Source organism: Hafnia sp. CBA7124 (assembly GCF_002355555.1).
GTDB classification, from domain to species: Bacteria; Pseudomonadota; Gammaproteobacteria; order Enterobacterales; family Enterobacteriaceae; genus Hafnia; species Hafnia alvei.
Genome location: NZ_AP017469.1, coordinates 1,518,876 through 1,540,410 on the forward strand (window position 1 = coordinate 1,518,876; position 21,535 = coordinate 1,540,410).

Annotated in this window: 20 protein-coding genes; 11 read left to right on the plus strand and 9 right to left on the minus strand. The window is 47.9% G+C overall.

Annotation, left to right across the window (positions count from 1 at the left end; translation table 11 throughout):
• Positions 1-16: 16 nt before the first annotated feature.
• Positions 17-910: a leucine-rich repeat domain-containing protein gene (locus CPY98_RS07050; protein ID WP_046450539.1), complete on the minus strand. Its 894-nt coding sequence runs from the start codon at positions 908-910 to the stop codon at positions 17-19.
• Positions 911-1,134: 224 nt separating this feature from the next.
• Between CPY98_RS07050 and CPY98_RS07055 the strand changes: the two genes are divergently transcribed.
• The 4 genes from CPY98_RS07055 to CPY98_RS07070 all read left to right on the plus strand — a co-directional run bounded on the left by CPY98_RS07055 (position 1,135) and on the right by CPY98_RS07070 (position 6,092).
• Positions 1,135-1,773: a homoserine/threonine efflux transporter gene (locus tag CPY98_RS07055; protein WP_040045850.1), complete on the plus strand. Its 639-nt coding sequence runs from the start codon at positions 1,135-1,137 to the stop codon at positions 1,771-1,773.
• Between the two features lie 452 nt (positions 1,774-2,225).
• Positions 2,226-2,963, plus strand: a complete 738-nt coding sequence (locus tag CPY98_RS07060; protein WP_096386981.1) for a gluconate 2-dehydrogenase subunit 3 family protein — start codon at positions 2,226-2,228, stop codon at positions 2,961-2,963.
• A 3-nt stretch (positions 2,964-2,966) separates the two neighbouring features.
• A complete protein-coding gene (locus tag CPY98_RS07065) occupies positions 2,967-4,751 on the plus strand; it encodes a GMC family oxidoreductase (protein ID WP_025800878.1) in 1,785 nt (594 codons plus the stop codon).
• Positions 4,752-4,763: 12 nt separating this feature from the next.
• Positions 4,764-6,092, plus strand: coding sequence for a cytochrome c (locus tag CPY98_RS07070; RefSeq protein ID WP_096386984.1), 1,329 nt, complete (start codon positions 4,764-4,766; stop codon positions 6,090-6,092).
• 42 nt (positions 6,093-6,134) lie between these two features.
• Here CPY98_RS07070 and CPY98_RS07075 read toward each other — a convergent pair whose 3' ends face one another.
• The 4 genes from CPY98_RS07075 to CPY98_RS07090 form a co-directional block, all read right to left on the minus strand.
• The gene (locus CPY98_RS07075; RefSeq protein WP_025800880.1) at positions 6,135-6,434 is read right to left on the minus strand and encodes a type II toxin-antitoxin system RelE/ParE family toxin; all 300 of its coding nucleotides are present in this window, start codon (positions 6,432-6,434) and stop codon (positions 6,135-6,137) included.
• Positions 6,431-6,697 (minus strand): type II toxin-antitoxin system Phd/YefM family antitoxin, encoded by a 267-nt coding sequence (locus CPY98_RS07080; protein ID WP_046450542.1) that lies wholly within the window; start codon positions 6,695-6,697, stop codon positions 6,431-6,433. The genes CPY98_RS07075 and CPY98_RS07080 overlap by 4 nt, the downstream gene beginning before the upstream one ends.
• A gap of 258 nt (positions 6,698-6,955) precedes the next feature.
• Positions 6,956-8,407, minus strand: coding sequence for an FGGY-family carbohydrate kinase (locus CPY98_RS07085; RefSeq protein WP_096386987.1), 1,452 nt, complete (start codon positions 8,405-8,407; stop codon positions 6,956-6,958).
• A gap of 28 nt (positions 8,408-8,435) precedes the next feature.
• On the minus strand, positions 8,436-9,731 hold the full coding sequence (locus CPY98_RS07090; protein ID WP_046450544.1) for a nitrate/nitrite transporter: 1,296 nt from the start codon (positions 9,729-9,731) through the stop codon (positions 8,436-8,438).
• Positions 9,732-10,147: 416 nt separating this feature from the next.
• Here CPY98_RS07090 and CPY98_RS07095 point away from each other — a divergent pair, with 416 nt between their 5' ends.
• The 5 genes from CPY98_RS07095 to CPY98_RS07115 all read left to right on the plus strand — a co-directional run bounded on the left by CPY98_RS07095 (position 10,148) and on the right by CPY98_RS07115 (position 15,762).
• The gene (locus CPY98_RS07095) at positions 10,148-10,933 is read left to right on the plus strand and encodes an SDR family oxidoreductase (RefSeq protein ID WP_043492225.1); all 786 of its coding nucleotides are present in this window, start codon (positions 10,148-10,150) and stop codon (positions 10,931-10,933) included.
• Between the two features lie 119 nt (positions 10,934-11,052).
• Positions 11,053-12,507: an FAD-binding oxidoreductase gene (locus CPY98_RS07100; protein WP_096386990.1), complete on the plus strand. Its 1,455-nt coding sequence runs from the start codon at positions 11,053-11,055 to the stop codon at positions 12,505-12,507.
• A gap of 109 nt (positions 12,508-12,616) precedes the next feature.
• On the plus strand, positions 12,617-13,981 hold the full coding sequence (locus CPY98_RS07105) for an MFS transporter (protein WP_043492230.1): 1,365 nt from the start codon (positions 12,617-12,619) through the stop codon (positions 13,979-13,981).
• A gap of 12 nt (positions 13,982-13,993) precedes the next feature.
• Positions 13,994-14,791: a hypothetical protein gene (locus tag CPY98_RS07110; protein WP_096386993.1), complete on the plus strand. Its 798-nt coding sequence runs from the start codon at positions 13,994-13,996 to the stop codon at positions 14,789-14,791.
• A complete protein-coding gene (locus tag CPY98_RS07115; protein WP_096386996.1) occupies positions 14,788-15,762 on the plus strand; it encodes an electron transfer flavoprotein subunit alpha/FixB family protein in 975 nt (324 codons plus the stop codon). Before CPY98_RS07110 ends, CPY98_RS07115 begins: the two co-directional genes overlap by 4 nt.
• Before the next feature lie 27 nt (positions 15,763-15,789).
• On the opposite strand, the gene CPY98_RS07120 is transcribed toward CPY98_RS07115, so the two are convergent.
• From CPY98_RS07120 to CPY98_RS07130, 3 genes are all read right to left on the minus strand, one after another.
• Positions 15,790-16,362, minus strand: coding sequence for a glycerol-3-phosphate responsive antiterminator (locus CPY98_RS07120; protein ID WP_025800889.1), 573 nt, complete (start codon positions 16,360-16,362; stop codon positions 15,790-15,792).
• Positions 16,363-16,454: 92 nt separating this feature from the next.
• Complete coding sequence (locus tag CPY98_RS07125) at positions 16,455-16,733, minus strand: ferredoxin family protein (protein WP_096386999.1); 279 nt, start codon at positions 16,731-16,733, stop codon at positions 16,455-16,457.
• Positions 16,730-18,034 (minus strand): FAD-dependent oxidoreductase, encoded by a 1,305-nt coding sequence (locus tag CPY98_RS07130; protein WP_096387002.1) that lies wholly within the window; start codon positions 18,032-18,034, stop codon positions 16,730-16,732. Before CPY98_RS07130 ends, CPY98_RS07125 begins: the two co-directional genes overlap by 4 nt.
• A gap of 252 nt (positions 18,035-18,286) precedes the next feature.
• On the opposite strand from CPY98_RS07130, the gene CPY98_RS07135 reads away from it, so the two are divergent.
• Positions 18,287-19,495, plus strand: coding sequence for a serine hydrolase (locus tag CPY98_RS07135; protein ID WP_096387005.1), 1,209 nt, complete (start codon positions 18,287-18,289; stop codon positions 19,493-19,495).
• Positions 19,496-19,895: 400 nt separating this feature from the next.
• Positions 19,896-20,048 carry a Hok/Gef family protein gene (locus CPY98_RS07140; protein ID WP_025800893.1) on the plus strand — a complete coding sequence of 51 codons (153 nt, stop codon included), beginning with the start codon at positions 19,896-19,898 and terminating at the stop codon, positions 20,046-20,048.
• 104 nt (positions 20,049-20,152) lie between these two features.
• Here CPY98_RS07140 and CPY98_RS07145 read toward each other — a convergent pair whose 3' ends face one another.
• Positions 20,153-21,520, minus strand: coding sequence for an L-serine ammonia-lyase (locus CPY98_RS07145; RefSeq protein ID WP_096387008.1), 1,368 nt, complete (start codon positions 21,518-21,520; stop codon positions 20,153-20,155).
• Positions 21,521-21,535: the final 15 nt, after the last annotated feature.

Consider the following 21,535-nt stretch of genomic DNA (forward strand, 5'->3'; position numbering starts at 1 on the left):
ATAATGACTAACTAAACTAGATATGAATCAGACAGCCGTTTTCTTCGAGCTGAGCCAGCTGTGCCGGATAGTGGCCAAATGAATTCCAACGCAGATCGAGTCGTTTAAGATTCTTGAGCGTGTAGATACTGTCTGGCAATGAGGTGAGATTATTTGCTCGCAGATCCAGCGTTTGTAGCTGGGTAAGAGCGGCAATACTTTCTGGTAATTCAGACAGATTATTGAATCTGAAATTAAGATCTTGTAAACGGCTTAATTGCGTTAAGGCATCCGGAATCGATTTAATGCGGTTACCCGATATATCTAGCACGCGTAGCTGGGTGAGCTGATTGATTTGGTCTGGGAACTGGCTGAGATGATTGTTCATTAAATGCAGTTCTTTGAGATTTGTCAGCTCCCCTATCTTTTCAGCAAACAACGATATTTTATTATTGTATAAGCGCAGCTCTTCCAAGGCGTACATGGAAAAAACGGTTTCTGGAATGGTGGTGAGGTGGTTATCAGTGATATTCAGGTAACGCAGGTTATGTAGTGCTGACAACGTTGCTGGAATATCGTTGAGTTGGTTATTGCTCAAATAGAGATAGACCAATTCAGTTAGCTGTCCAAGCGTGCTGGGCAATTCAGATAATTTATTATGCCCGAGATCGAGCATTTCCAGCGCGCGAAGCTGCCCAATAGAGTCAGGAATATGTGCGATCTGATTACAGGATATATTGAGCACCTGTAGCTTAGTTAAGCTGTCAATTTGCTCGGGATAGTCGCGTAGCTGGTTGTTATAGACGCTAAGACCTGTCAGCCCTTCATTCAATTTAATGTTATCAAGCTGCTCAAGTTGTTGATTGTCAAGATTGAGAAACGGCGCGTTAGCCTGTTCTGTCGATGTTATTGAGCGTTGGTGTAATAGCATAGGGATGAATCCAATGAGTGAGGCTGGCAGTGAGGAGATCACTGTAGCCAGTTTGCCTCGTGATGGGAAGAAAAGGGGAGCAAAACTGAGTGCTCACAAGGATAAAATAAATCCTATTACGTGTTGTTTATAAACAGTGAGTTGGCGCACGTTGCTACGATGAATAGCTTCTCATAATGCCACTAACCATAATGCTACTAACGTTAACGAACCTGGGAAGAATAATGGAACCATTACATGCGGTTTGGGTCACTGTTGGATTGTTTGTTCTGACCTTTTTTAATCCGGGAGCGAACCTTTTTGTGGTGGTTCAGACGAGCCTATCTTCTGGGCGGCGCGCGGGTGTGCATACAGGATTAGGCGTAGCGCTGGGCGATGCCATTTATTCTGGTCTTGGCCTATTTGGCATGGTGGCCTTGATGACCCAGTTTGAAAGCCTGTTTTCAATCATCAAAATAGCAGGTGGTGTTTATCTGCTTTGGTACGCTTACGGCGTCGTCAAAAATCAAAATGATATACAAATTGGCGCGTTGCATACGCTGGTTCCCGGCGAAGGTGCGGTATTTTTCCGCCGTGGACTGATTACCGATCTTTCTAACCCACAAACTGTGCTGTTTTTTATCAGTATTTTCTCAGTAACGCTGAGCGCTGAAACGCCGACTTGGGCTAAGTTATTAACGTGGTTTGGCATTGTGATGAGTTCGGTCATTTGGCGTATTTTCCTCAGTCAGGCTTTTTCTCTCTCGGTGGTACGCCGTGGTTATTCCCGCATCCAACGCGTAATTAGCAAAGTGATCGGTGCCGTTGTCGGGGCGTTTGCGTTACGCCTGATTTACGAAGGTGGCCGCGAACTTAGTCGTTAACGCGAGCTTAGCCGTTAAATAGCATCACCGGGATAAGCCGCAACGCTTATTAATATTTCAACTATGCTGTTATTGGGCGAAAGACAGATATGTTGCGGGATGATAAGTATGACTAATTCACTTTGGGAGTGAGGTTGCTGCTTATTGGTATCGATCGCGGCTTAGGTCACTAAGACGATCGTTTTTTGAGTTGTATGCAAAATTGTTAGATTTATGGTGGGTTATTTAATCAAATAATCAACATTTTGTGCGATCCGTCACACTTACATAGTTATAAACGTCTACCGCTTGTTTTCCTCCCTAATCAGTAAGTTACCCGTAACAATTCGTTTTATTCACGCCAAAACTGCCATTTCCAAACGTAGCGTAACGTAAACAAATGTTTCATAACAACACATTCAGCAAGGAAATGGTGTTAAATAACTGATAACATTTTGTAGATAGGCAATGTCATGGCAAATGAAAAACCTGGAAGCTCAAGAAGAGATTTCCTTCTAAAAACAATAACATTAGTACCCGCAGTGGCTATCGGTGGAACAGGTATTGGCTCACTGGCTGCTCCGATGGTTGCGCATGCAGCCGAACCTAAAACGCCGGAAAAACATACGGCACGTGATTACACTCCTACCTTTTTTACTCCTGAAGAATATGCGTTTGTGCAAGCGGCCGCTGCACGCCTGATCCCGAATGACGATCGCGGCCCCGGCGCGCTAGAAGCGGGCGTGCCTGAATTCATCGATCGCCAAATGAATACTCCGTATGCCACAGGTTCACAGTGGTATATGCAAGGGCCATTCAACCCTGATGCGGAACATGACTTTGGCTATCAGCTACCGTTAACGCCGCAGCAGATTTATCGCTTAGGCGTAGCCGAAGCCAATGATTACGCTAAAAAACAGGCGGGCAAAATCTTTGCTGAATTACCGCAAGACAAACAAGACGATCTGTTAAGCCAAATGGAAGGTGGAAAAGCGGAATTTACTCAGGTTCCGGCCAAGATCTTCTTCTCTTTCTTACTGCAAAATACCCGTGAAGGTTTCTTTAGCGATCCCATCCATGGCGGTAACCAAGGCATGGTCGGCTGGACGCTAATTAACTTCCCCGGCGCACGTGCAGATTTTATGGACTGGGTAGAGCGCGGTGAACGTTATCCGTTCCCTCCGGTGTCTATTCGCGGAGAAAGAGGATAAATCATGGCGAATACAATGAAGAAAGTCGATGCGGTAGTGGTGGGATTCGGTTGGGCGGGTTCCATTATGGCGAAAGAGCTCACTGAAGCCGGTTTAAATGTGGTTGTACTGGAGCGTGGGCCGCATCGTGATACCTATCCTGATGGCGCCTATCCACAGGTGATTGATGAACTAACCTATAACACGCGTCGCAAGCTATTTCAGGATTTATCCAAAAGCACCGTAACCATTCGCCATAACGTCTCTCAAACTGCGTTGCCTTATCGCCAGTTAGCGGCATTTTTACCGGGAACGGGTACCGGTGGGGCGGGTCTGCACTGGTCTGGGGTGCATTTCCGTATCGACCCGATGGAATTGCGCATGCGCAGCCATTATGAAGAACGCTATGGCAAAAATTTCATTCCTGAAGGGATGACGATTCAAGATTTCGGCGTTACCTATGAAGAGCTTGAACCGTATTTTGATAAGGCTGAGAAAGTCTTTGGTACGTCAGGCACGCCGTGGAGCGTGAAGGGGAAAGTGATTGGTCAGGGCAAAGGGGGAAATCCGTTTGCGCCAGATCGCTCTGACAATTTCCCGTTACCGGCTCAGAAACGCACCTTCTCTGCACAGATGTTTGCTCAAGCCGCGGAGTCTGTGGGCTATCATCCTTATGACCTGCCTTCGGCGAACACCTCAGGCCCGTACACCAATACCTATGGCGCTCAGATGGGGCCATGTAACTTCTGCGGATTCTGTAGTGGTTATGCGTGCTACATGTACTCCAAAGCTTCTCCAAACGTTAACGTGTGGCCAGCTTTGCGCCAAGAGCCTAAATTCGAGCTGCGTACCAACTCACATGTGCTGCGCGTTAATCTGACCGATGATAAAAAGCGCGCCACCGGTGTGACCTATGTGGATGCGCAAGGACGTCAGGTTGAGCAGCCTGCTGATTTGGTTATTTTGGCTGCATTCCAGTTCCATAACGTGCATCTGATGCTGCTGTCTGGCATTGGTCAGCCTTACAACCCAATCACTAATGAAGGGGTGGTAGGCCGTAACTTTGCGTACCAGAATATTTCAACCATCAAGGCTTTCTTCAATAAAGATATTTTCACTAATACCTTCATTGGTGCGGGTGGTGCAGGTGTCGGCGTGGATGACTTTAACGCTGATAACTTTGATCACGCCAAATATGGTTTTGTCGGCGGATCGCCGTTCTGGGTGAATCAGGCCGGGACTAAACCGATTTCAGGTTTGCCAACTCGCCCAGGAACTCCAGCGTGGGGAAGTAAATGGAAAGCCGAAGTCGCTGATGTTTATCCGCATCATGTCTCTATGGATGCACACGGCGCGCACCAGTCTTATCGTGCTAACTATTTGGATTTAGACCCTAATTACAAAGATGTTTATGGTCAGCCACTGCTGCGCATGACGTTCGACTGGCAGGAAAATGACATCAAAATGTCGCAGTTTATGCATGGACGTATGCATAAAATCGCCGAAGCCATGAACCCAACGGTGATTAGCGGTTCGCCTAAAAGTGAAGGGACGCATTTCGATACCACCGTCTACCAAACCACGCATATGAACGGTGGGGCGATTATGGGTGACGATCCGAAAACCAGCGCCATTAACCGCTATCTGCAAAGTTGGGATGTGCCAAACGTATTTGTACCGGGAGCATCGGCATTCCCGCAGGGCTTGGGCTACAACCCGACCGGAACCTTGGCGGCTCTGACTTACTGGTCTGCTCGTGCCATTCGCGAACAGTATTTGAAAAATCCAGGACCGTTGGTGCAGGCTTAAGGAAACCAGAACATGAAAAAAATACTCTCAGTGCTGGTATTTGGTGCGTTTAGTCTCAGCGCATTGGCTCAGGACATGAGCGGCGCAGATTTGATTAAACGCGGTGAATATCTGGCTCGTGCCGGAGACTGCGTGGCCTGCCATACCAGCAAAGGTGGAACCCCGTTTGCAGGTGGGCTACCGATGGCAACGCCAATCGGCACGATTTACAGTACCAACATCACGCCAGATAAGAAGCACGGCATTGGTGAATACTCTTTTGAGGATTTTGATCAAGCGGTGCGTCACGGCGTGGCGAAGAACGGCAGTACGCTATATCCGGCGATGCCATATCCTTCTTATGCCGTGGTGACTGAACCGGACATGCGCGCGCTTTATGCGTATTTCATGCAGGGTGTGAAACCTGTCGATCAGGCAAACAAAGACAGCGATATTCCTTGGCCGTTGTCGATGCGCTGGCCATTGTCGATTTGGCGCGGGATGTTTGCGCCAGATGTGCAGGATTTCAAACCCGCACAGGGTGAAGATCCCGTACTGGCGCGTGGTCGCTATCTGGTGGAAGGTTTAGGGCACTGCGGTGCTTGCCATACGCCACGCAGTATCACCATGCAGGAGAAAGCGCTTAACAATGCCGAAGGCGATGTTTACCTTTCCGGCAGTGCGCCGATTGATGGCTGGATTGCTTCAAATCTGCGTGGCGATAACAAAGATGGGTTAGGCAGCTGGAGTGAAAAAGATCTGACTGAGTTCCTGCGAACAGGGCGAAACGATCGTACCGCCGTGTTTGGCGGCATGACCGATGTCGTTGAACATAGTTTGCAGTACTTAACGCCAGAAGACGCCACGGCAATTGCGCGGTATCTGAAGTCGCTGCCGGCAAAAGATAAAGATCAGCAGGCCTTTAAAGAGGACAAAACCGTCGCTAATGCGCTGTGGAAGGGCGATGACAGTAAAAAAGGCGCGGCGGTGTATGTTGATAACTGCGCGGCTTGCCATCGAACTGACGGTAGCGGTTACACGCGTTTCTTCCCTGAACTGCGCGGCAATCCGGTGGTGATGACCGATGATGCTACTTCGCTTATCCATGTAGTATTAACTGGGAATACGCTACCGGGCGTGAAAGGAGCTCCATCCTCGATCACGATGCCTGCATTTGGCTGGCGCTTGAACGATCAGCAGGTGGCTGATGTGGTCAACTTTATTCGTACCAGTTGGGGGAATAAAGCCCCTGAAATTACGGCTAAAGACGTTGCCAAAGTGCGCGAGGACAAGGACATCATTCCCGATCCGAAACTGCTAGGCAGCCCTGAAATTGAAAAATTACAGGTCACACAGCAATAGCAAAAATATGCATGCCGTTCGTTTAAGCGAGCGGCATGTTCTCTAAAGCCGAATGAGATGTGCCTGTGGAGCCTGTCGTTGATGCAGTATGGCGGCAATCACTAAACGTTCATCGCTGATGATGTAATAAATCACATGGCTCTTATAGGGAAAATAGAATGATTCTGCGGCCATGTTGTTACAACGGATACCCATCTGTGGCGTTTTCGCCAGCAGCTGTAGCTGCTTTCTGAGGCCGAAGAGATAATTATCCGCCTGCTCGATGCCCCAATGTTCAACGCTGAAGGCTCGGATCGTGAGCAGATGCTGCTTTGCCGCCAGCGATAAATGATAAGCCATCATTTCTTATCGTGTTTACCTGCCATAAGATCCTGCATAAAAGCTTCGCCATCAATGGCTTGCCCGTTAACGATATCGCGTTGCGCCTGTTCAAAACAGTGCTGTAGATGGGCTGCTTTAATATCTTCCACGGCCAGATAGTTTTCATAAGACATGACTACGGCCACGGTTTTGCCGTTTTTGCTGATTTGAATCGGTTCTGCCTGAACGCTCATTAATAACTCTCCAAACTGGGTTTTTGCTTGGTTGGCGGTAAAGGTTTTCATGGCTTCGCTTTGGTGGTGAGAATATATGCAAAAAATAACACGAATCGAACGATTTGCGCGATAAGCTTTGGCTTAAAATTGTTTTGCATAAACCAATATAAAAATGCCCACGGGCGTTGCCGTGGGCAGTATCAATAAAATCGATAGGGATTGCTGAGGTTTTTAGCTGTCTAATGCAGAATTTGCGAGCGATTTCATCCCTATGGCTGCATTTGCACGGGTTTGCAAATCGCGAACTGTATAGTCATTCGCATTATTTTAAGCATCCACCAACGGGCTTAGATGCTGGAATAGCGGATCAAGATACTGATTCACCTGGCGATAGACCTGCTGATTTAAGGCGTTATACAGGCTATGGTTTTCTGCGTTAGGCATAAATGTATCGCCCATTCGTACCATTTTCTGTGTCGCTTGTTCATAGCTATCAAACGCGCCGACGGCCATGCCCGCGTTAATCGCGCACCCGATGGCCGCCGACCCTTTCATCACATTTCGACGGGTGGGAATCCCAAATATATCGGCGAATATCTGCATGAAGACATCGCTGTTAGCACCGCCGCCAGAGATGATAAGGCTTTTGAACGGGGTTTTTAGCTCGGCCGCCATTTTATCCATATGATTTTTCATGGTGAATGCGATGCCTTCCAGCACGGACCGATACATGTGCCCACGGGTGTGGCGGCCATCAAAACCAATCATGGCTCCTTTGCGGAATTCAGCCTCGGATGGCGGTGCCCAGTCATGAATGGTGAGTAAGCCTTCGCATCCAGCCGGTATTTTTTCTGCTTCACGATTGAGCAATTCCTCAATGCTTTCGCCTTGGTCAGCCGTATCGGCTAAAGCCGCTGCGCCAAACTGATCGCGGAACCAACTGATTGTCCACATGCCACGGCGAACGCCCATGCATTCATAGAGATAATGATTTGGAATCGATGCTTGGAATGGCCAGAAGTTTTTAGCATCTTTAACATTTTCGTGCCCGTGTACCATGGCACCGATGTAGGTGCCCAACGAGATCAGCGCAACGCCTTCGTCAAGAGAGCCAGCTCCCAAAGCTTCAACGGCTTTATCATGGGCGGTGGCAATAACGGGAATACCGGCGGGAATCCCCAATTTCTTGGCTACGCTATCGGTAATATGACCCAGAATTTCCCCCGGACGCACAACATCAAACACCTGCTCACGAGAGAGATTACAGCTTTGCCATGTGGCCGGATCGGTGCTCCAATCCAACGTATCATTGTCCATTGGCCACCAGCCAATGTAGTTTGCACAGGTATCTTTAAATTCCCCGGTTAGCCGATGAGTAATATAACCGGACGTGGTCGTGACATAGCGAACGCCTTGGTAGGCATCGATATACTCATAGGGTTTATTTAAACGCTTATCCATCCAGTTAATGACGGGATAAGCCAGTTCCCCATTGGCTTTGAGTAGCACTCGGCAGCAGCGAATGATACATACGCCCATAGCCAGAATATCGCTTGCATGACGTCCTTGCTGGTGGAATTTTTGCATCGCAGTGCGGAAAGCAATTTGCAGTGCATCCCACAGATCGTCATCAGGATGTTCGGCCAATAGCGGTGCGGGAATATCCATTTTTCTTAATGCTTGTTTCCCTTCACAAATAACCTGCCCGTCTACGTCAAAAATAACCACTTTTGCACTTTGGGTGCCCACGTCTACACCCATGAGATATTGACTTTTCATCTGTAAGGCCTCGCTCTAGAACTTAGGATTAATGATTAGTTTGTGATTTAGTTGATGACTGAACCGTATCTGAATGGCGATGTGTTGCTCGTCGCATGTTTTGAGCCAGCAGATAGGTAAACACGATAACGAGGCAGGTTGCGGCAAGCCCCATTAGCCACATATTTCGATAGGCCTGCGCCGCCGGTAACGTGTCTTGCCAATGCCCAACAATGGGATAGACAAAGACATCAGGAAGAAAGCCAATCACCGAGCAAATGCCAACGGTGGTTCCCATGATGTAGGCGGGGGTTCGCGCCTCGCCAATGCAGGCAAAATAAAGCCCACGCGAGGCGTAACACACAAAGGCCAGCAACAAGATCAAGCCTATTCCGATCGCAACAGAGCGCGGATTTTGGTTAGTGATGAGCAGCGCAACTAATGTGATGACGCTGATGACAGCTAAAAACTGTATGACGCGAGTGGGGGATTTGAAACGGCTATAGGTGGTGATTAAACCGCCAAGCGGCCCACACATGGCGCGGAAGATCTTGTTGATCACGATCCCCATATAGCTAGCCGCCACCAGATCCATGGCGTACATTTCGGTGAGATAATTCGTCGAATAGCTAAGAATGGCGTAGATGGTATACACGCCAAAAATAATCATGCTGCAATACCACGTGGTACTAATTTTGAGTACGGAGAGAATATCGCTGAGGTGGAATGCGGGAGAGGAGGTTTCTCCGCGCTGGCTAAAGCCGTCTTTAACAAAAAACCAGCAAAGAATGCCTAGCAAAATGTAGACACTGCTATAAATTAAAATAACAGCTTTCAAGCTATTAGGATCGCTGGGGGAAAATAACGAGAACACCCACATGGTGAATACGGCTAGGGCCATAACGCCAACGCCGCGCAGGCCTTCCATCCAGCCCATAATTTTTCCCTGTTCATCATGCGACCCCAGCAACGAGGCGGCTTTAATCGAAACAGACCAGAGTAAAAGAATAGTGGTAATGGCAAATGCCACCTGAATTAATATCATGACCCAAAAAGGCGGATAAACCATCATTAATAGGCCAAGTAGCCCGGTGGCAATCATAGAAAATGACATCATTTTCTTATGAGAAAACTTATCAGCGATAACGCCGCTAGGGGCATAAAGAATAATTGCCGTAATACCAAAAGTGCTCATAATGAGCCCGATTTCGGTGTTTGAAAAACCCATAAACTTCGCCATGGGAATTTGATAAATATAGCGTAGATAGGCGAGGTCGAAACTGACACCACCGCTAATACTTATTATTGCAAGTGTTACCCAACGACGAAAATTATCTTTATCCATAATGATTTCTCAGTAAGCACATGGCAAAAAAAAAGAGAAAAGTAAACTCCCCGCAAGGGAAGTTACTTTTCTCTTAGTCTCCAGTAACGGCTGGAATTAATAGCATGATGTTTGAATTTATTTCGTGAGAGTTATCACAATTCTAATTTTGGCTAATAAACAATGGTGAGAATATAAAATGCTTGTAGTAAATGTGGTTAATTTATTTTTAGACAAATAAAAGAAAGTTTTTGATGTGCGGATTTTTAATCTGTTTTCGTGAGATTTATGTGATTAGTGTCACGGAAGTAGCGAAGGTAATCATGATACTAATCTTAATCAGTTACTCGAGATAAAGAGAAAAGTAACTTCCTGCTAAGCGGGGAGTTTGCTTTTCTCTTTTTTTTTGCTCTTTTACTATGAACAAGGGATATATCATGTCACTAAGCGCATTAAATGAATTTAATCTCGACTTTTTCTCGTTAAAAGGAAAGAACGCGATCGTCACCGGTGGGAATAGTGGATTAGGTCAGGCTTTTGCAGTGGCCTTAGCCAAAGCAGGGGCAAATCTCTTTATTCCGAGTTTTATTATGGATAAAGGTGAAACTCGTGAGCTTATTGAACAGCAGGGCGTGCAGGTTGAGTTCTTACAGATTGATATTACAGAAAAAGGCGCACCGGCTAAGGTGATTGCTCAGTGTGTAGAGCGGTTTGGCTCTGTGGATATTTTAGTTAACAATGCCGGTATCTGTAAGCTCAACAAAGTGCTCGATTTTGATCGTAAAGATTGGGATCCGATGATTGATATCAACCTCACGGCAGCCTTTGAACTTAGCTATGAGGCCGCAAAATTTATGATCCCACAAAAAAGTGGGAAAATAGTTAATATATGTTCGTTATTTTCTTATTTAGGTGGGCAATGGTCACCGGCTTATTCTGCAACCAAACACGCGCTAGCCGGATTTACTAAGGCTTACTGTGATGAACTTGGTCAATATAATATTCAGGTTAATGGTATTGCGCCAGGATATTACGCAACAGAAATTACGACAGAGACGCGTAAAAATCCAGAAACTAATCAGCGTGTATTGGATCATATTCCAGCTAATCGTTGGGGGGAGACTCAGGATCTCATGGGAGCGATGGTTTACTTAGCCAGCAGGGCATCAAATTATGTTAATGGGCATTTGCTGGTGGTCGATGGTGGCTATTTAGTGAGATAAATAAATCTAAAATAACTCAATGATAAAAAAGATGGTTCCTTTTTATTTGAGGTTTTTTTAGTACTGATTCATTTACTAAGAGCTAGATTTTAATTATCAAATAATGATAAGGATTTACTATGCCGTTAACACGAGAAGAAATTGTTGAGAATTTGAAAGAAATTGTTGGCCCAGCGCGCGTGATTACCAATAAAGCCGTATTACAGAAAAACAGTATTGATCGCTTCAGAAAATATGCCGATATACATGGCGTATTTACACTGCCGTTGCCAGCAGCGGTCGTGATGTTAGAAAATACCGAGCAGGTTTCACAGGTCTTAGCATTTTTAAATAAACATAAAATTAATTGCGTACCGCGTACAGGTGCATCAGCAACTGAAGGTGGTCTTGAAACCGTGGTTGAAAACTCAGTGGTGCTCGATGGCTCGAGGTTAAATAAAGTCATCAAGATTGATATTGAGAACATGCAGGCAACGGCGCAGTGCGGTGTCCCATTAGAAGTATTGGAAAACCAACTGCGCAGCAAAGGCTATACCACCGGTCACTCTCCGCAGTCTAAGCCTCTCGCGCAGATGGGCGGCTTGGTTGCCACGCGCAGCATTGGCCAGTTTTCAACGTTGTATGGCGCAATCGAAGATATGGTGGTGGGGGTAGAAGCTGTTTTCCCCAATGGCACTATTACTCGAATTAAAAACGTGCCGCGCAGAGCCGCTGGGCCTGATATTCGTCACGTGATTATCGGTAACGAAGGTGCGCTGTGCTATATCACTGAAGTTACAGTTAAAATCTTCAAATACCAGCCAGAAAATAATCTGTTCTATGGCTATATCCTCGATAACATGCAGACCGGTTTTAAGGTTTTGCGTGAGGTTATGGTGGAAGGATATCGTCCTTCGATTGCACGCCTTTATGATGCGGAAGATGGTACTCAGCACTTTACCCATTTTGCCGATGGAAAATGCGTGCTGATTTTCATGGCGGAAGGGAGCCAAAAAATGGCGCAGGCCATTGGCTCTGGCATTGAGGAGATTGTTGCTCACTATCCTGAATGTCGCCGTGTTGATAGCAAACTCATCGAAACATGGTTCAATCATCTGAACTGGGGGCCGGATAAAGTCGCCGCCGAGCGCGTTCAGATTATGAAAACTAACAATATGGGTTTCACTACCGAAGTATCGGGTGATTGGGGAAGCATTAATAAAATATACGAGAATGTGATTCACCGCATCCGCCATGAATTCCCACACGCCGACGATATCACCATGCTGGGAGGTCATTCGTCTCACAGCTATATCAACGGTACCAATATGTATTTTGTCTATGACTATAACGTGGTGGACTGCAAGCCAGAGGAAGAGATCGATAAGTACCATAACCCGCTAAATAAGATCATCGTGGAAGAAACCATCAAGCAGGGCGGCTCTATGGTGCACCATCACGGCATTGGTAAACACCGCGTGCACTGGACAAAAGACGAGCATGGCTCCGCCTATTATGTCCTCAAAGCGCTAAAAGACGTTTATGATCCGAACGGTATCATGAATACGGGGACCATTTATCCAATTGAAAAATAGAAATTATTTTTCTAGCGGTAGGGCTTCTGTTTAAAGCGCGATGAAGCATACTCAGATCGCTTGATCTGAGTATGCGCACTGAAACAAATGACTGCGCATGAGGATCATAATGTTACAACAACACCCTCAGCAGGTACGGATGGATGATGTTCCGTTAAGCCGATTTCATTTTCGCATGGCGGGTTTAACGTTTGGCGCACACCTAACCGATGGTTATGTGCTTGGCGTTATTGGCTTCGCGCTCGTGCAGATTAAGCCACAAATGGGGCTTTCAACCATTTGGGAGGGATTAATTGGTAGCTCCGCATTATTTGGCCTATTTATTGGCAGCCTGACATTAGGCTGGCTATCTGACCATATTGGCCGACAAAAGATTTTTACCTTAAGTTTTGTGCTTATCACGCTGGCCTCGTTTTTGCAGTTTTTTGCCACCTCTCCCGAACAGCTTTTTTGGCTACGGGTTTTGGTCGGCATCGGGCTCGGTGGCGACTATGCGGTTGGTCACACCATGCTGGCTGAATTTGCCCCACGCAAATACCGCGGCGTGCTGCTTGGTGCTTTCAGCGTTATTTGGACGATTGGCTACGTACTCGCCAGCCTGATGGGGCATTGGTTTACAGATTCAGGGCCGGACACATGGCGCTGGCTGCTGGGATCTGCCTCCATACCGGCGTTGTGCATTATGTTACTGCGTTGGGGAACGCCGGAATCGCCGCGTTGGCTGATGCGGAAGGGGCGAATTGAGGAGGCGCATCAGGTGGTTCGTTTATATCTGGGGCGAAATGTGATCCTTAACGATGAAATACCGGTGGAAACCTCTCACCACATTCGCACTTTATTTTCAGCACGTTATTGGCGTAGGACGGTTTTTAATAGCCTATTTTTTGTCTGTTTGGTTATCCCTTATTTTGCTATTTACACCTATCTTCCCTCCATGCTGATCCTGCTAAATATCGATGCTGGTTTTGCGACAGACATGCTGCTGCATGGGCTGCTGATCGCCGGTGCATTATTAGGCTTAGTCTTAACGCAATATTGTTCGCGGCGACGGTTTTTAATTGGCTCATTTATGGTGCTGGTGTTTTGCCTCGTGGTTCTCGCTTTCACGCCCTATCAGCAAGTCGGCATGCTGTTAGGGCTGTTTGGCATGTTCACATTAACCATTTCGGCGGTGAGTAATTTGGTGGGGGTATTTCCTGCGGAAAGCTTTCCCACCGACATTCGCTCGCTTGGGGTGGGGTTTGTCACGTCGATGAGCCGGTTGGGATCGGCAATCGGCACGGGCTTGTTACCGTTGTCGGTGTTAGAGCTGGGGATCCGCACAACGACCTTAATTCTGGCTTTAATACTTCTGCTAGGCGCGTGGATTTCTCTGTTGTGGGCACCAGAAACCAAAGGTGTAACCTTGGTTTGCGCATCTCAGGTGAAGAAAAAAGAACCACACGCTGTATTGACGCCTTCTGAACCTCTGTAAGGAGCGATCCCCGTGAAAGCATTACTTGCGTTTAAGCCTCTGTCCGATCTCAGCATGCTTTCAGAGCATGACTGGATCCCACATGAGCAGCTACGGCTGAATATCGACTACGTGCGCTCGGCGCTAAGCTGCTTTGATGAGACTGCGGCAGAACTGTTATTAAGAGCACAGACGGCAGATCAAAGTATTAGGCTAGAAGCCTTAGCTTTCAATGACAACATGGCTGAATCTCACCTTAAATTACTGTTGGCTCTAGGTTTTGAGCGGGCGTCACGTCTGACGTCTCCAGTCTGTGAGTGCGCTTTTAACCCATTAGCCAATGCGACAATATTGGCTAATTATCTGCGAGGTGGACAGCATTCTCTGGTCGTTCTTGGCATGCAGTTTGGTGACGTCGACGATGGGCAAACGGCAGCCATGCTGGCCGAAATGTTGGGATGGCCATATTTGAGTCAGGTCAGCGACTTCACATTATCACCAACGCCCCATACGATTCGCGTCAGTCGAATGGCGGAGACTGAGGTTCAGCATTTCACTATCGCGTTGCCCGCGGTTTTGGCGGTGGGTAACTCAACTCAGGCAGCCGCGCTTCGAATACCTACGCTAAAACAAAAGTTGGCGGCCAGCAGAGCGAGCATTGAGGTGGTAACACATGAACTTTGCTATATAGAGCAGATAAACTCGCTGGTTTTAAAAAAATTATCGCCCATTAGCAAACAGAGAAAAACGCAGTGGCTTGAAGGGAGAACGCCCCAAGACAAAGCGCTCGAACTCTATGATGTGTATCTGCGGAGGAGAATGAATCTGTGAAAATTGCGTTGCTGTTTGATGCCCGTTCGCCAGCATTTTTGCGCCATGCCAATGAGATGTGGCGGTTTTTACAAGATAGCCAAATAGAGAACGCCACTTTCACCTTTTGGCTTTTTTATCATAAAGATAAGCCGAGTGAACTTCCATTACTCCATTTGCTACCCGCTGAAATTATGTGGTTTGCAGTGCCAGAACCGATACAGGCCGAAGCCTGCTTAGCCAGCCTTGAAGCGGCCTTCGCCGAGCAAAATCCTGAAGTCATACTGTGCAGCAGTGGGCCATGGGGAAACGAAATGGCTGCTCGGCTAGGGATGCGGCTACATGGGAGTGCAATAACTTCGGCACGATCCGTTTTGCTGTCTTCATCAAGCTGCACAGCCTATAAAGCCGTTTATGAACAACATCTACTGGCAGAGTTTTCGCTGTCTTTACCGCCGTACTGTATATCGGTAGCGCCAAGTGGTGGAGGGAATATCGCGGTTGCATCCGCTGCTCGGATCTCACAAATAGACATTTCAGCTCCCGTTCCTCCATGTGAATGGCTGCTTTCGGTGGACGTCGAACAGAGTGCGAATATTTCTCCGCTCAGTGAGGCTCGCCGTGTATTAGCCGTGGGGCAGGGCGTTGGAAGCCGTGCCGGATTTCAGAGAATGCAAGATATTGCGCAACAGTTGGGCGCACAGCTTGGTGCAAGCCGTCCTGTTGTGATGAATGCGTGGGGGGAAATGTCGAGATTGGTGGGTATCTCCGGCGCGATTGTGGCGCCTGACATTTGTATTGCGGCAGGTGTATCTGGAGCCGCGGCGTTTTCAGCAGGCATCAGCCATAGCCAATTTATTGTGGCGATAAACAGCGATCCCCAAGCGGCTATATTTGCTCACGCTGACGTCGCCATTGTCGATGATATGGATCAGGTGCTGGAAGCATTGGCCGCTTGCGTGCAGCAGACCTCTTTGCCGCAGAACAACTGAATACGTCCTGCGGTGAGTGATATTGCTTCAGTGGTCGAATGAGAGTTGCCACACGCCGGTGTTGGTGGTGGAAATGGCGGTGGCTCCTGCATCAAGCGCATTATTGGCGTCTTCCGCGTCGCAGACGAGACCACCGGCAATAATCGGCAGGTCAATCTTCTCGGTTACCCATTTCAGAACTTTTGGCATACAGCCGGGGAGAATCTCAATACAGTCTGGATTCGACTGGGCAACTTGTTTATCAATACTGTGAAATGAAATTGAGTCGAGCAAAAAGAGTCGATGTATGCCGTAAAATCCTTGGGCCCGAGCGGCCTTAATCATCGATGCTTTGGTGCTAATAATGCCGTCGGCGGCGGTGACGATTTTAAGGAAGTTAATCACGATTTCTTTATTCGAAGTGCCATCGAGCAGATCAACATGAATAAACGCGTATTTATCTGCATTTTTAATGCGCTGAACAATGGCTCCGATGTTGCAAATATTGCCGTATAGCACCGAAATAATTTTGCAGTCTGACTGCAATGCGATATTTAAACTTTCGGTATCTTTCACGGCCGCGATCACGGGGTGATGACGAAGAAGTGGCAGAATTGACACAGGTGCTCTCCAGCATGATGTTAATTAGCGATTCTGAACATAACATATCACTCCGCTGCATAACGTATGCGGAGATATCTCACAGCACGCCATTATCCATATCTGAATAAAATCCCAGCGCCTGCGGGAGGATATTCCCAATGCGCAAAAACCGCGCTGTCGCATAATATGCGGCAGGTGCCACATTCCAAACAACCAAGGTGATCGAATTTCAGATTGCCCTGAGCGTCTAATTGATAAAGCCCAGCAGGGCAGCCGTGAATCAATATTTGAGCCGTTTGCGGATCGATATCCTTAGATAAAATGATATGTGTCGGGCTATCAGGGGACGATTGAAAGCAATTTTTGGCGAGCTTGTCGTGAACATTCATAAGCTTTTTCCCCCTCGAACAAGGTCCTTGAGCAATTTAGTTATTCCACTGCGTTTCGCATATTTCCACAGCAACGATCTCAGCGGCGGAGGCGGTGTTTCATTGAGGGTAAAAAGATCGTGCATGAAATTAGCCGCTAGCTGCGGGTAGTGATCGAACAAGCGTGGCATTTTGAGCTGCATTTCTGGTATATGGCGATAGCGATGCATCAGCGATAATAGCGAAGTTTCTTTCAGGGCGGCGTGATATTCGCTTAGCGATGAGGAGCTAAAATCCTGTTTTTGCCAGGCGGAGATTATTGTTTGGGCTGCGGCCTGAGCGGAGAGAACGGCCAGATCCATGCCACGTACCGTGTAGCCGGTATTCACGCAGTAACCAGCGGCATCGCCGATCAATAAATATCCTGCACCATAGACCGAGCGCTGACCGTGGGTAATATCTTCGGGAATGAGATGAGCGCTATATTCGAGCCGTTCGCTATTTTTGATTATCGGCGCGATGACCGGATGCTGGCGAAAATCATCCATAATCTGTGGCAGGCTCTGTTTTGCGTCGTTCAGCGAAGAGAGGTTGCAGACCACACCCAGTGATAGCGAGCTGCGGTTGGTATAGATGAATCCGCCACCGACTTTTCCTTGGGTGCAAGCGCCCGCAAACATCCATGCGCAGCCTTGCTGAGGAAGCAGCGTAAAGCGATCTTCTAAGGTTTGTTCTGGCAAGGCGAGAATTTCTTTTACACCAACCGCCATCGTATGAGGGGACGGTTTTGCAACGAGCTGATGCTTCTCTGCTAGCAACGTGTTTGCGCCCTCAGCAACCACGACCCAATGCGCATAGAGCGCTTCCTCGCCCATTGTTACGCCGCAAATGCAGCCTGAGCGATCGTCAATAAGAGCGTCGACGTTTACGCCAAGCAAGCATTGGGTTCCTGCGGCCTCAGCCTGTGCCAATAACCAAGGATCAAAACGTGAGCGCAGCACGGAATAAGAGGTTGTGTGTGGTGCTTGAGGTGGGTGACGGTAGTCTAGTGTGACGGCGCTTTCATCGCTGAGTAATGATATGCGCTCTTGTGTTATCAGGCGTTCCAGCGGGGCGCTGGTGGCAAAATCGGGGATTAAACGGCTAAGGCTATAGCTATACAGTCGCCCACCGGACATGTTTTTCTCTCCGGCCTGCAATGAACGCTCTAAGAGAAGAACGTTCATTCCGGCTCTGGCAAGCAGCAGTGCGCAGCTACTTCCCGCGATCCCTGCACCGATGATGATGACATCAAATTTTTCATCTAAAGGCTCATTACTCATTGATGCCTATCCTCCTTCAATGGAAGGAAACAGCATAGCACCCTGCATTGCTGCAAACTTGACCTAGCACAGCACAATGATTAAGCAAAAAATTGATTAGCGAGTTTGTGAGGTTGGATTATATTTAAAGGGTTAATAATCTAGGGTTTATTCTTTAAGTTAAAGCCGTTATGGTTCCAAGCAGGGGATAAACACCCTTTGCGAAGGTAAAGAGTAATTTTTATTTATCTGAATGGATACGCTGGCATCATCATGAAGAAAATCGCACTCACTACGTTAATCAAAAAAATCACTCTCGGGGCAGGCCTGACGTTAATGGCAATCCCGATGACCTATGCGGATGAGGCTGCTCCGGCGGCCCCACAAATCAATGCCAAAGCCTATGTGCTGATGGATTACGACAGCGGTAAAATCCTCACTGAGGCCAACGCCGATGAGCGCTTGGATCCCGCTAGCCTGACGAAGATCATGGCGAGCTATGTGATCGGTCAGTCTATTAAGGCCGGTAAAATCACACCTAACGACATGGTTGTGGTGGGTAAAGATGCTTGGGCGACGGGCAACCCGGTTTTACGCGGATCGTCGCTGATGTTCCTAAAACCCGGCGACCGGGTGCCTGTTTCTGAGCTGAATAAAGGCGTGGTTATTCAATCGGGTAACGATGCCAGTATTGCGCTGGCCGACTATGTTGCCGGTAGTCAGGACGCGTTCGTTAGCCTGATGAATAAATACGTTGAAGCTTGGGGACTGAAAAACACCTCATTCAAAACGGTTCACGGATTAGATTCTGAAGGGCAATACAGCTCGGCGCGCGATATGGCGCTGATCAGCCAACGTTTGATTGCTGATGTGCCGGATGAATATGCGTTACACAAAGAAAAAGAGTTCACCTTTAATAAAATCCGCCAGATTAACCGCAACCGTCTGCTATGGGATAGCAGCCTGAACGTGGATGGAATTAAAACCGGGTTTACCTCAGGTGCAGGTCATAACTTAGTCTCGTCGGCGACCGATGGCCCAATGCGTTTGATCTCGGTTGTGCTTGGTGCACCAACGGATCGAATTCGTTTTGAAGAGAGTAAAAAACTGCTGACGTGGGGCTTCCGTTTTTATGAAACCGTTACACCAATTAAAGTGGGGCAGGCATTTACTACTGAAAAAGTGTGGTTTGGGGATAAGAGCGAAGTGGAATTGGGCGTTGATAAAAACGCCGGTGTCACTATTCCGCGTGGGCAGCTGAAAAACCTGAAGGCCAGCTTCACCTTGAACCAGCCTCAGTTGGAAGCGCCATTGGCCAAAGGGCAAGTGGTGGGGACAATTGATTTTCAATTAAACGGCAAAATCATTGAGCAGCGTCCGCTGGTGGTGCTCAACGAAGTGAAAGAAGCCGGCTTCTTTGGCCGTATCATCGACTTTGTGATGATGAAAATTCATCAGCTGTTCGGTTCGTGGTTTGGCTAATTCATCCAGATATCAGCGTGCAACATGCACGCTGATTCATGCTTTATGCAATTCTCTTCGCAAGTCTTCATCGCAGTATGAAATACCGCTTTTCTCACCGAAAAATCACCGTTAGCCTGGCTGCGGGTGCTTAGGGCTGTCTGCTTTATACCCTTCATATTTCAAGCGGCATTTTTGTTGGCCGCTTTCGTTCACCCGAATCACTTACTTGAGTAAGCTCATCGGGATTCACTCACTTGCCGCCTCAATGCCGCTCGAACTATTTTGGGTATATGCATTAGTTGAAAGCAGATAGAAAAAAGCCCCACCCGACTATAAATCGAAGTGAGGCTCAATCTTATGCAAGACAACATGAGGTTAGTCTCTTACCCGCCGCAAGGCAAGGAAAAGGAGGCCGGAGATGCCGCAAAAAACGGTGATTTATTGTGTATTGATCGTCTGTCTAACGCTGCTGGCGTTTATCAGAATCACTCACGGATATCTTTGTGAGATACATATAAAAAACGGTGATAAAGAAGTGGCGGCTGTTTTGGCCTACGCATCCAAACGGTAAGCTGACTCAACGGCGGGGAGGTTACTCCCCGCTTGTTGGGCCACGCGGGATCAATCTTGTGACGTTAGTATCAGCCACTAAGCACCCATTTATATCATGCAGAATTAACCGCAGGTCAGAACCTTGAGTGCCAAGCCACCGCGTGAGGTTTCACGGTATTTGGCATTCATATCTTTACCTGTTTCGTACATGGTTTCGATCACTTTATCTAGGCAAACGCGTGGGTCGCTGGTACGGCGCATTGCCATACGAGAAGCGTTGACCGCTTTCACGGCGGCGATAGCGTTACGTTCGATACAAGGCACTTGAACCTGCCCAGCAACTGGATCACAGGTTAAACCAAGGTTGTGCTCCATGGCGATTTCAGCGGCCATACAAACCTGCGCAGGGCTTCCGCCCATCAGCTCAGTCAGACCCGCCGCAGCCATTGAACAGGCAACCCCGACTTCGCCTTGGCACCCAACTTCAGCACCGGAGATCGACGCATTCATTTTGTACAGTGCGCCAATAACGCCAGAGGCTAAGAAGTAACGGGAGTACGAGTTGGTATTAACTTCACGAATGAACTTATCGTAGTAGGCCAATACCGCAGGGATAATCCCGCACGCGCCGTTGGTTGGTGCTGTGACCACTCGGCCACCCGCCGCATTCTCTTCGTTAACGGCAAAGGCGTACATGTTGATCCAATCAACAACGGCCATTGGGTCAACGCTCATTTTATCGTGAGTCACCAGCATGCGACGCAGCGCAGATGCACGGCGTGGAACGCGTAATGGCCCTGGCAAAATGCCTTCGGTATTCATGCCGCGCTCGATGCCGCTACGCATAACATCCCAAACGCGAGTGAAGTGGGCTTCGATCTCTTCTTTGCTGTGCAAAGCGAGTTCGTTTTGCATCACCAGACCAGACAGAGACAGCCCAGATGTTTTGCAATGTTCCTGCAAATCCGCGGCGCTCTTGAATGGATAAGGAACCTGCACTTCGTTTTCAGACTGCTTACCAAAGTTTTCTTCGTCAACGATGAAGCCGCCGCCGATAGAGTAATAGGTTTTACTATGAACCACGGTGTCGCCAGCCAGCGCAGTAATGCGCATGCCGTTCTCGTGCAGCGACAGGTTGTCTTGATGGAAATTCATGCTGGTTTTCAGCGGGAAATCCACTTCGTGCTGGCCTTTGGCCAACAACAGGCGTCCACGTTGTTCTACGTCTTTGATAAAAGCGGGGATCATATCGATATCAACGCTGTCAGGCATGTTGCCCGCCAAGCCCATAATGATAGCGAGATCGGTGTGGTGGCCTTTACCGGTTAATGAAAGTGAACCGTAAACGTCAACAACTACGCGGGTGACATCGTTCAGGATGCCTTTTTCAATTAAATCGTCAGAGAATTCTTTACCGGCTTTCATTGGGCCCACGGTGTGGGAGCTGGATGGGCCAATGCCAATTTTATAAATATCAAATACGCTAATCATGTCGCCTCCGTACGT

Excerpts from the sequence above, each read along its gene's own strand:
- CPY98_RS07050 (WP_046450539.1), bottom strand. The coding sequence starts at position 910 with ATGCTATTACACCAACGCTCAATAACATCGACAGAACAGGCTAACGCG.
- CPY98_RS07055 (WP_040045850.1), top strand. The coding sequence starts at position 1,135 with ATGGAACCATTACATGCGGTTTGGGTCACTGTTGGATTGTTTGTTCTG.
- CPY98_RS07060 (WP_096386981.1), top strand. The coding sequence starts at position 2,226 with ATGGCAAATGAAAAACCTGGAAGCTCAAGAAGAGATTTCCTTCTAAAA.
- CPY98_RS07065 (WP_025800878.1), top strand. The coding sequence starts at position 2,967 with ATGGCGAATACAATGAAGAAAGTCGATGCGGTAGTGGTGGGATTCGGT.
- CPY98_RS07070 (WP_096386984.1), top strand. The coding sequence starts at position 4,764 with ATGAAAAAAATACTCTCAGTGCTGGTATTTGGTGCGTTTAGTCTCAGC.
- CPY98_RS07075 (WP_025800880.1), bottom strand. The coding sequence starts at position 6,434 with ATGATGGCTTATCATTTATCGCTGGCGGCAAAGCAGCATCTGCTCACG.
- CPY98_RS07080 (WP_046450542.1), bottom strand. The coding sequence starts at position 6,697 with ATGAAAACCTTTACCGCCAACCAAGCAAAAACCCAGTTTGGAGAGTTA.
- CPY98_RS07085 (WP_096386987.1), bottom strand. The coding sequence starts at position 8,407 with ATGAAAAGTCAATATCTCATGGGTGTAGACGTGGGCACCCAAAGTGCA.
- CPY98_RS07090 (WP_046450544.1), bottom strand. The coding sequence starts at position 9,731 with ATGGATAAAGATAATTTTCGTCGTTGGGTAACACTTGCAATAATAAGT.
- CPY98_RS07095 (WP_043492225.1), top strand. The coding sequence starts at position 10,148 with ATGTCACTAAGCGCATTAAATGAATTTAATCTCGACTTTTTCTCGTTA.
- CPY98_RS07100 (WP_096386990.1), top strand. The coding sequence starts at position 11,053 with ATGCCGTTAACACGAGAAGAAATTGTTGAGAATTTGAAAGAAATTGTT.
- CPY98_RS07105 (WP_043492230.1), top strand. The coding sequence starts at position 12,617 with ATGTTACAACAACACCCTCAGCAGGTACGGATGGATGATGTTCCGTTA.
- CPY98_RS07125 (WP_096386999.1), bottom strand. The coding sequence starts at position 16,733 with ATGAATGTTCACGACAAGCTCGCCAAAAATTGCTTTCAATCGTCCCCT.
- CPY98_RS07130 (WP_096387002.1), bottom strand. The coding sequence starts at position 18,034 with ATGAGTAATGAGCCTTTAGATGAAAAATTTGATGTCATCATCATCGGT.
- CPY98_RS07135 (WP_096387005.1), top strand. The coding sequence starts at position 18,287 with ATGAAGAAAATCGCACTCACTACGTTAATCAAAAAAATCACTCTCGGG.
- CPY98_RS07140 (WP_025800893.1), top strand. The coding sequence starts at position 19,896 with ATGCCGCAAAAAACGGTGATTTATTGTGTATTGATCGTCTGTCTAACG.
- CPY98_RS07145 (WP_096387008.1), bottom strand. The coding sequence starts at position 21,520 with ATGATTAGCGTATTTGATATTTATAAAATTGGCATTGGCCCATCCAGC.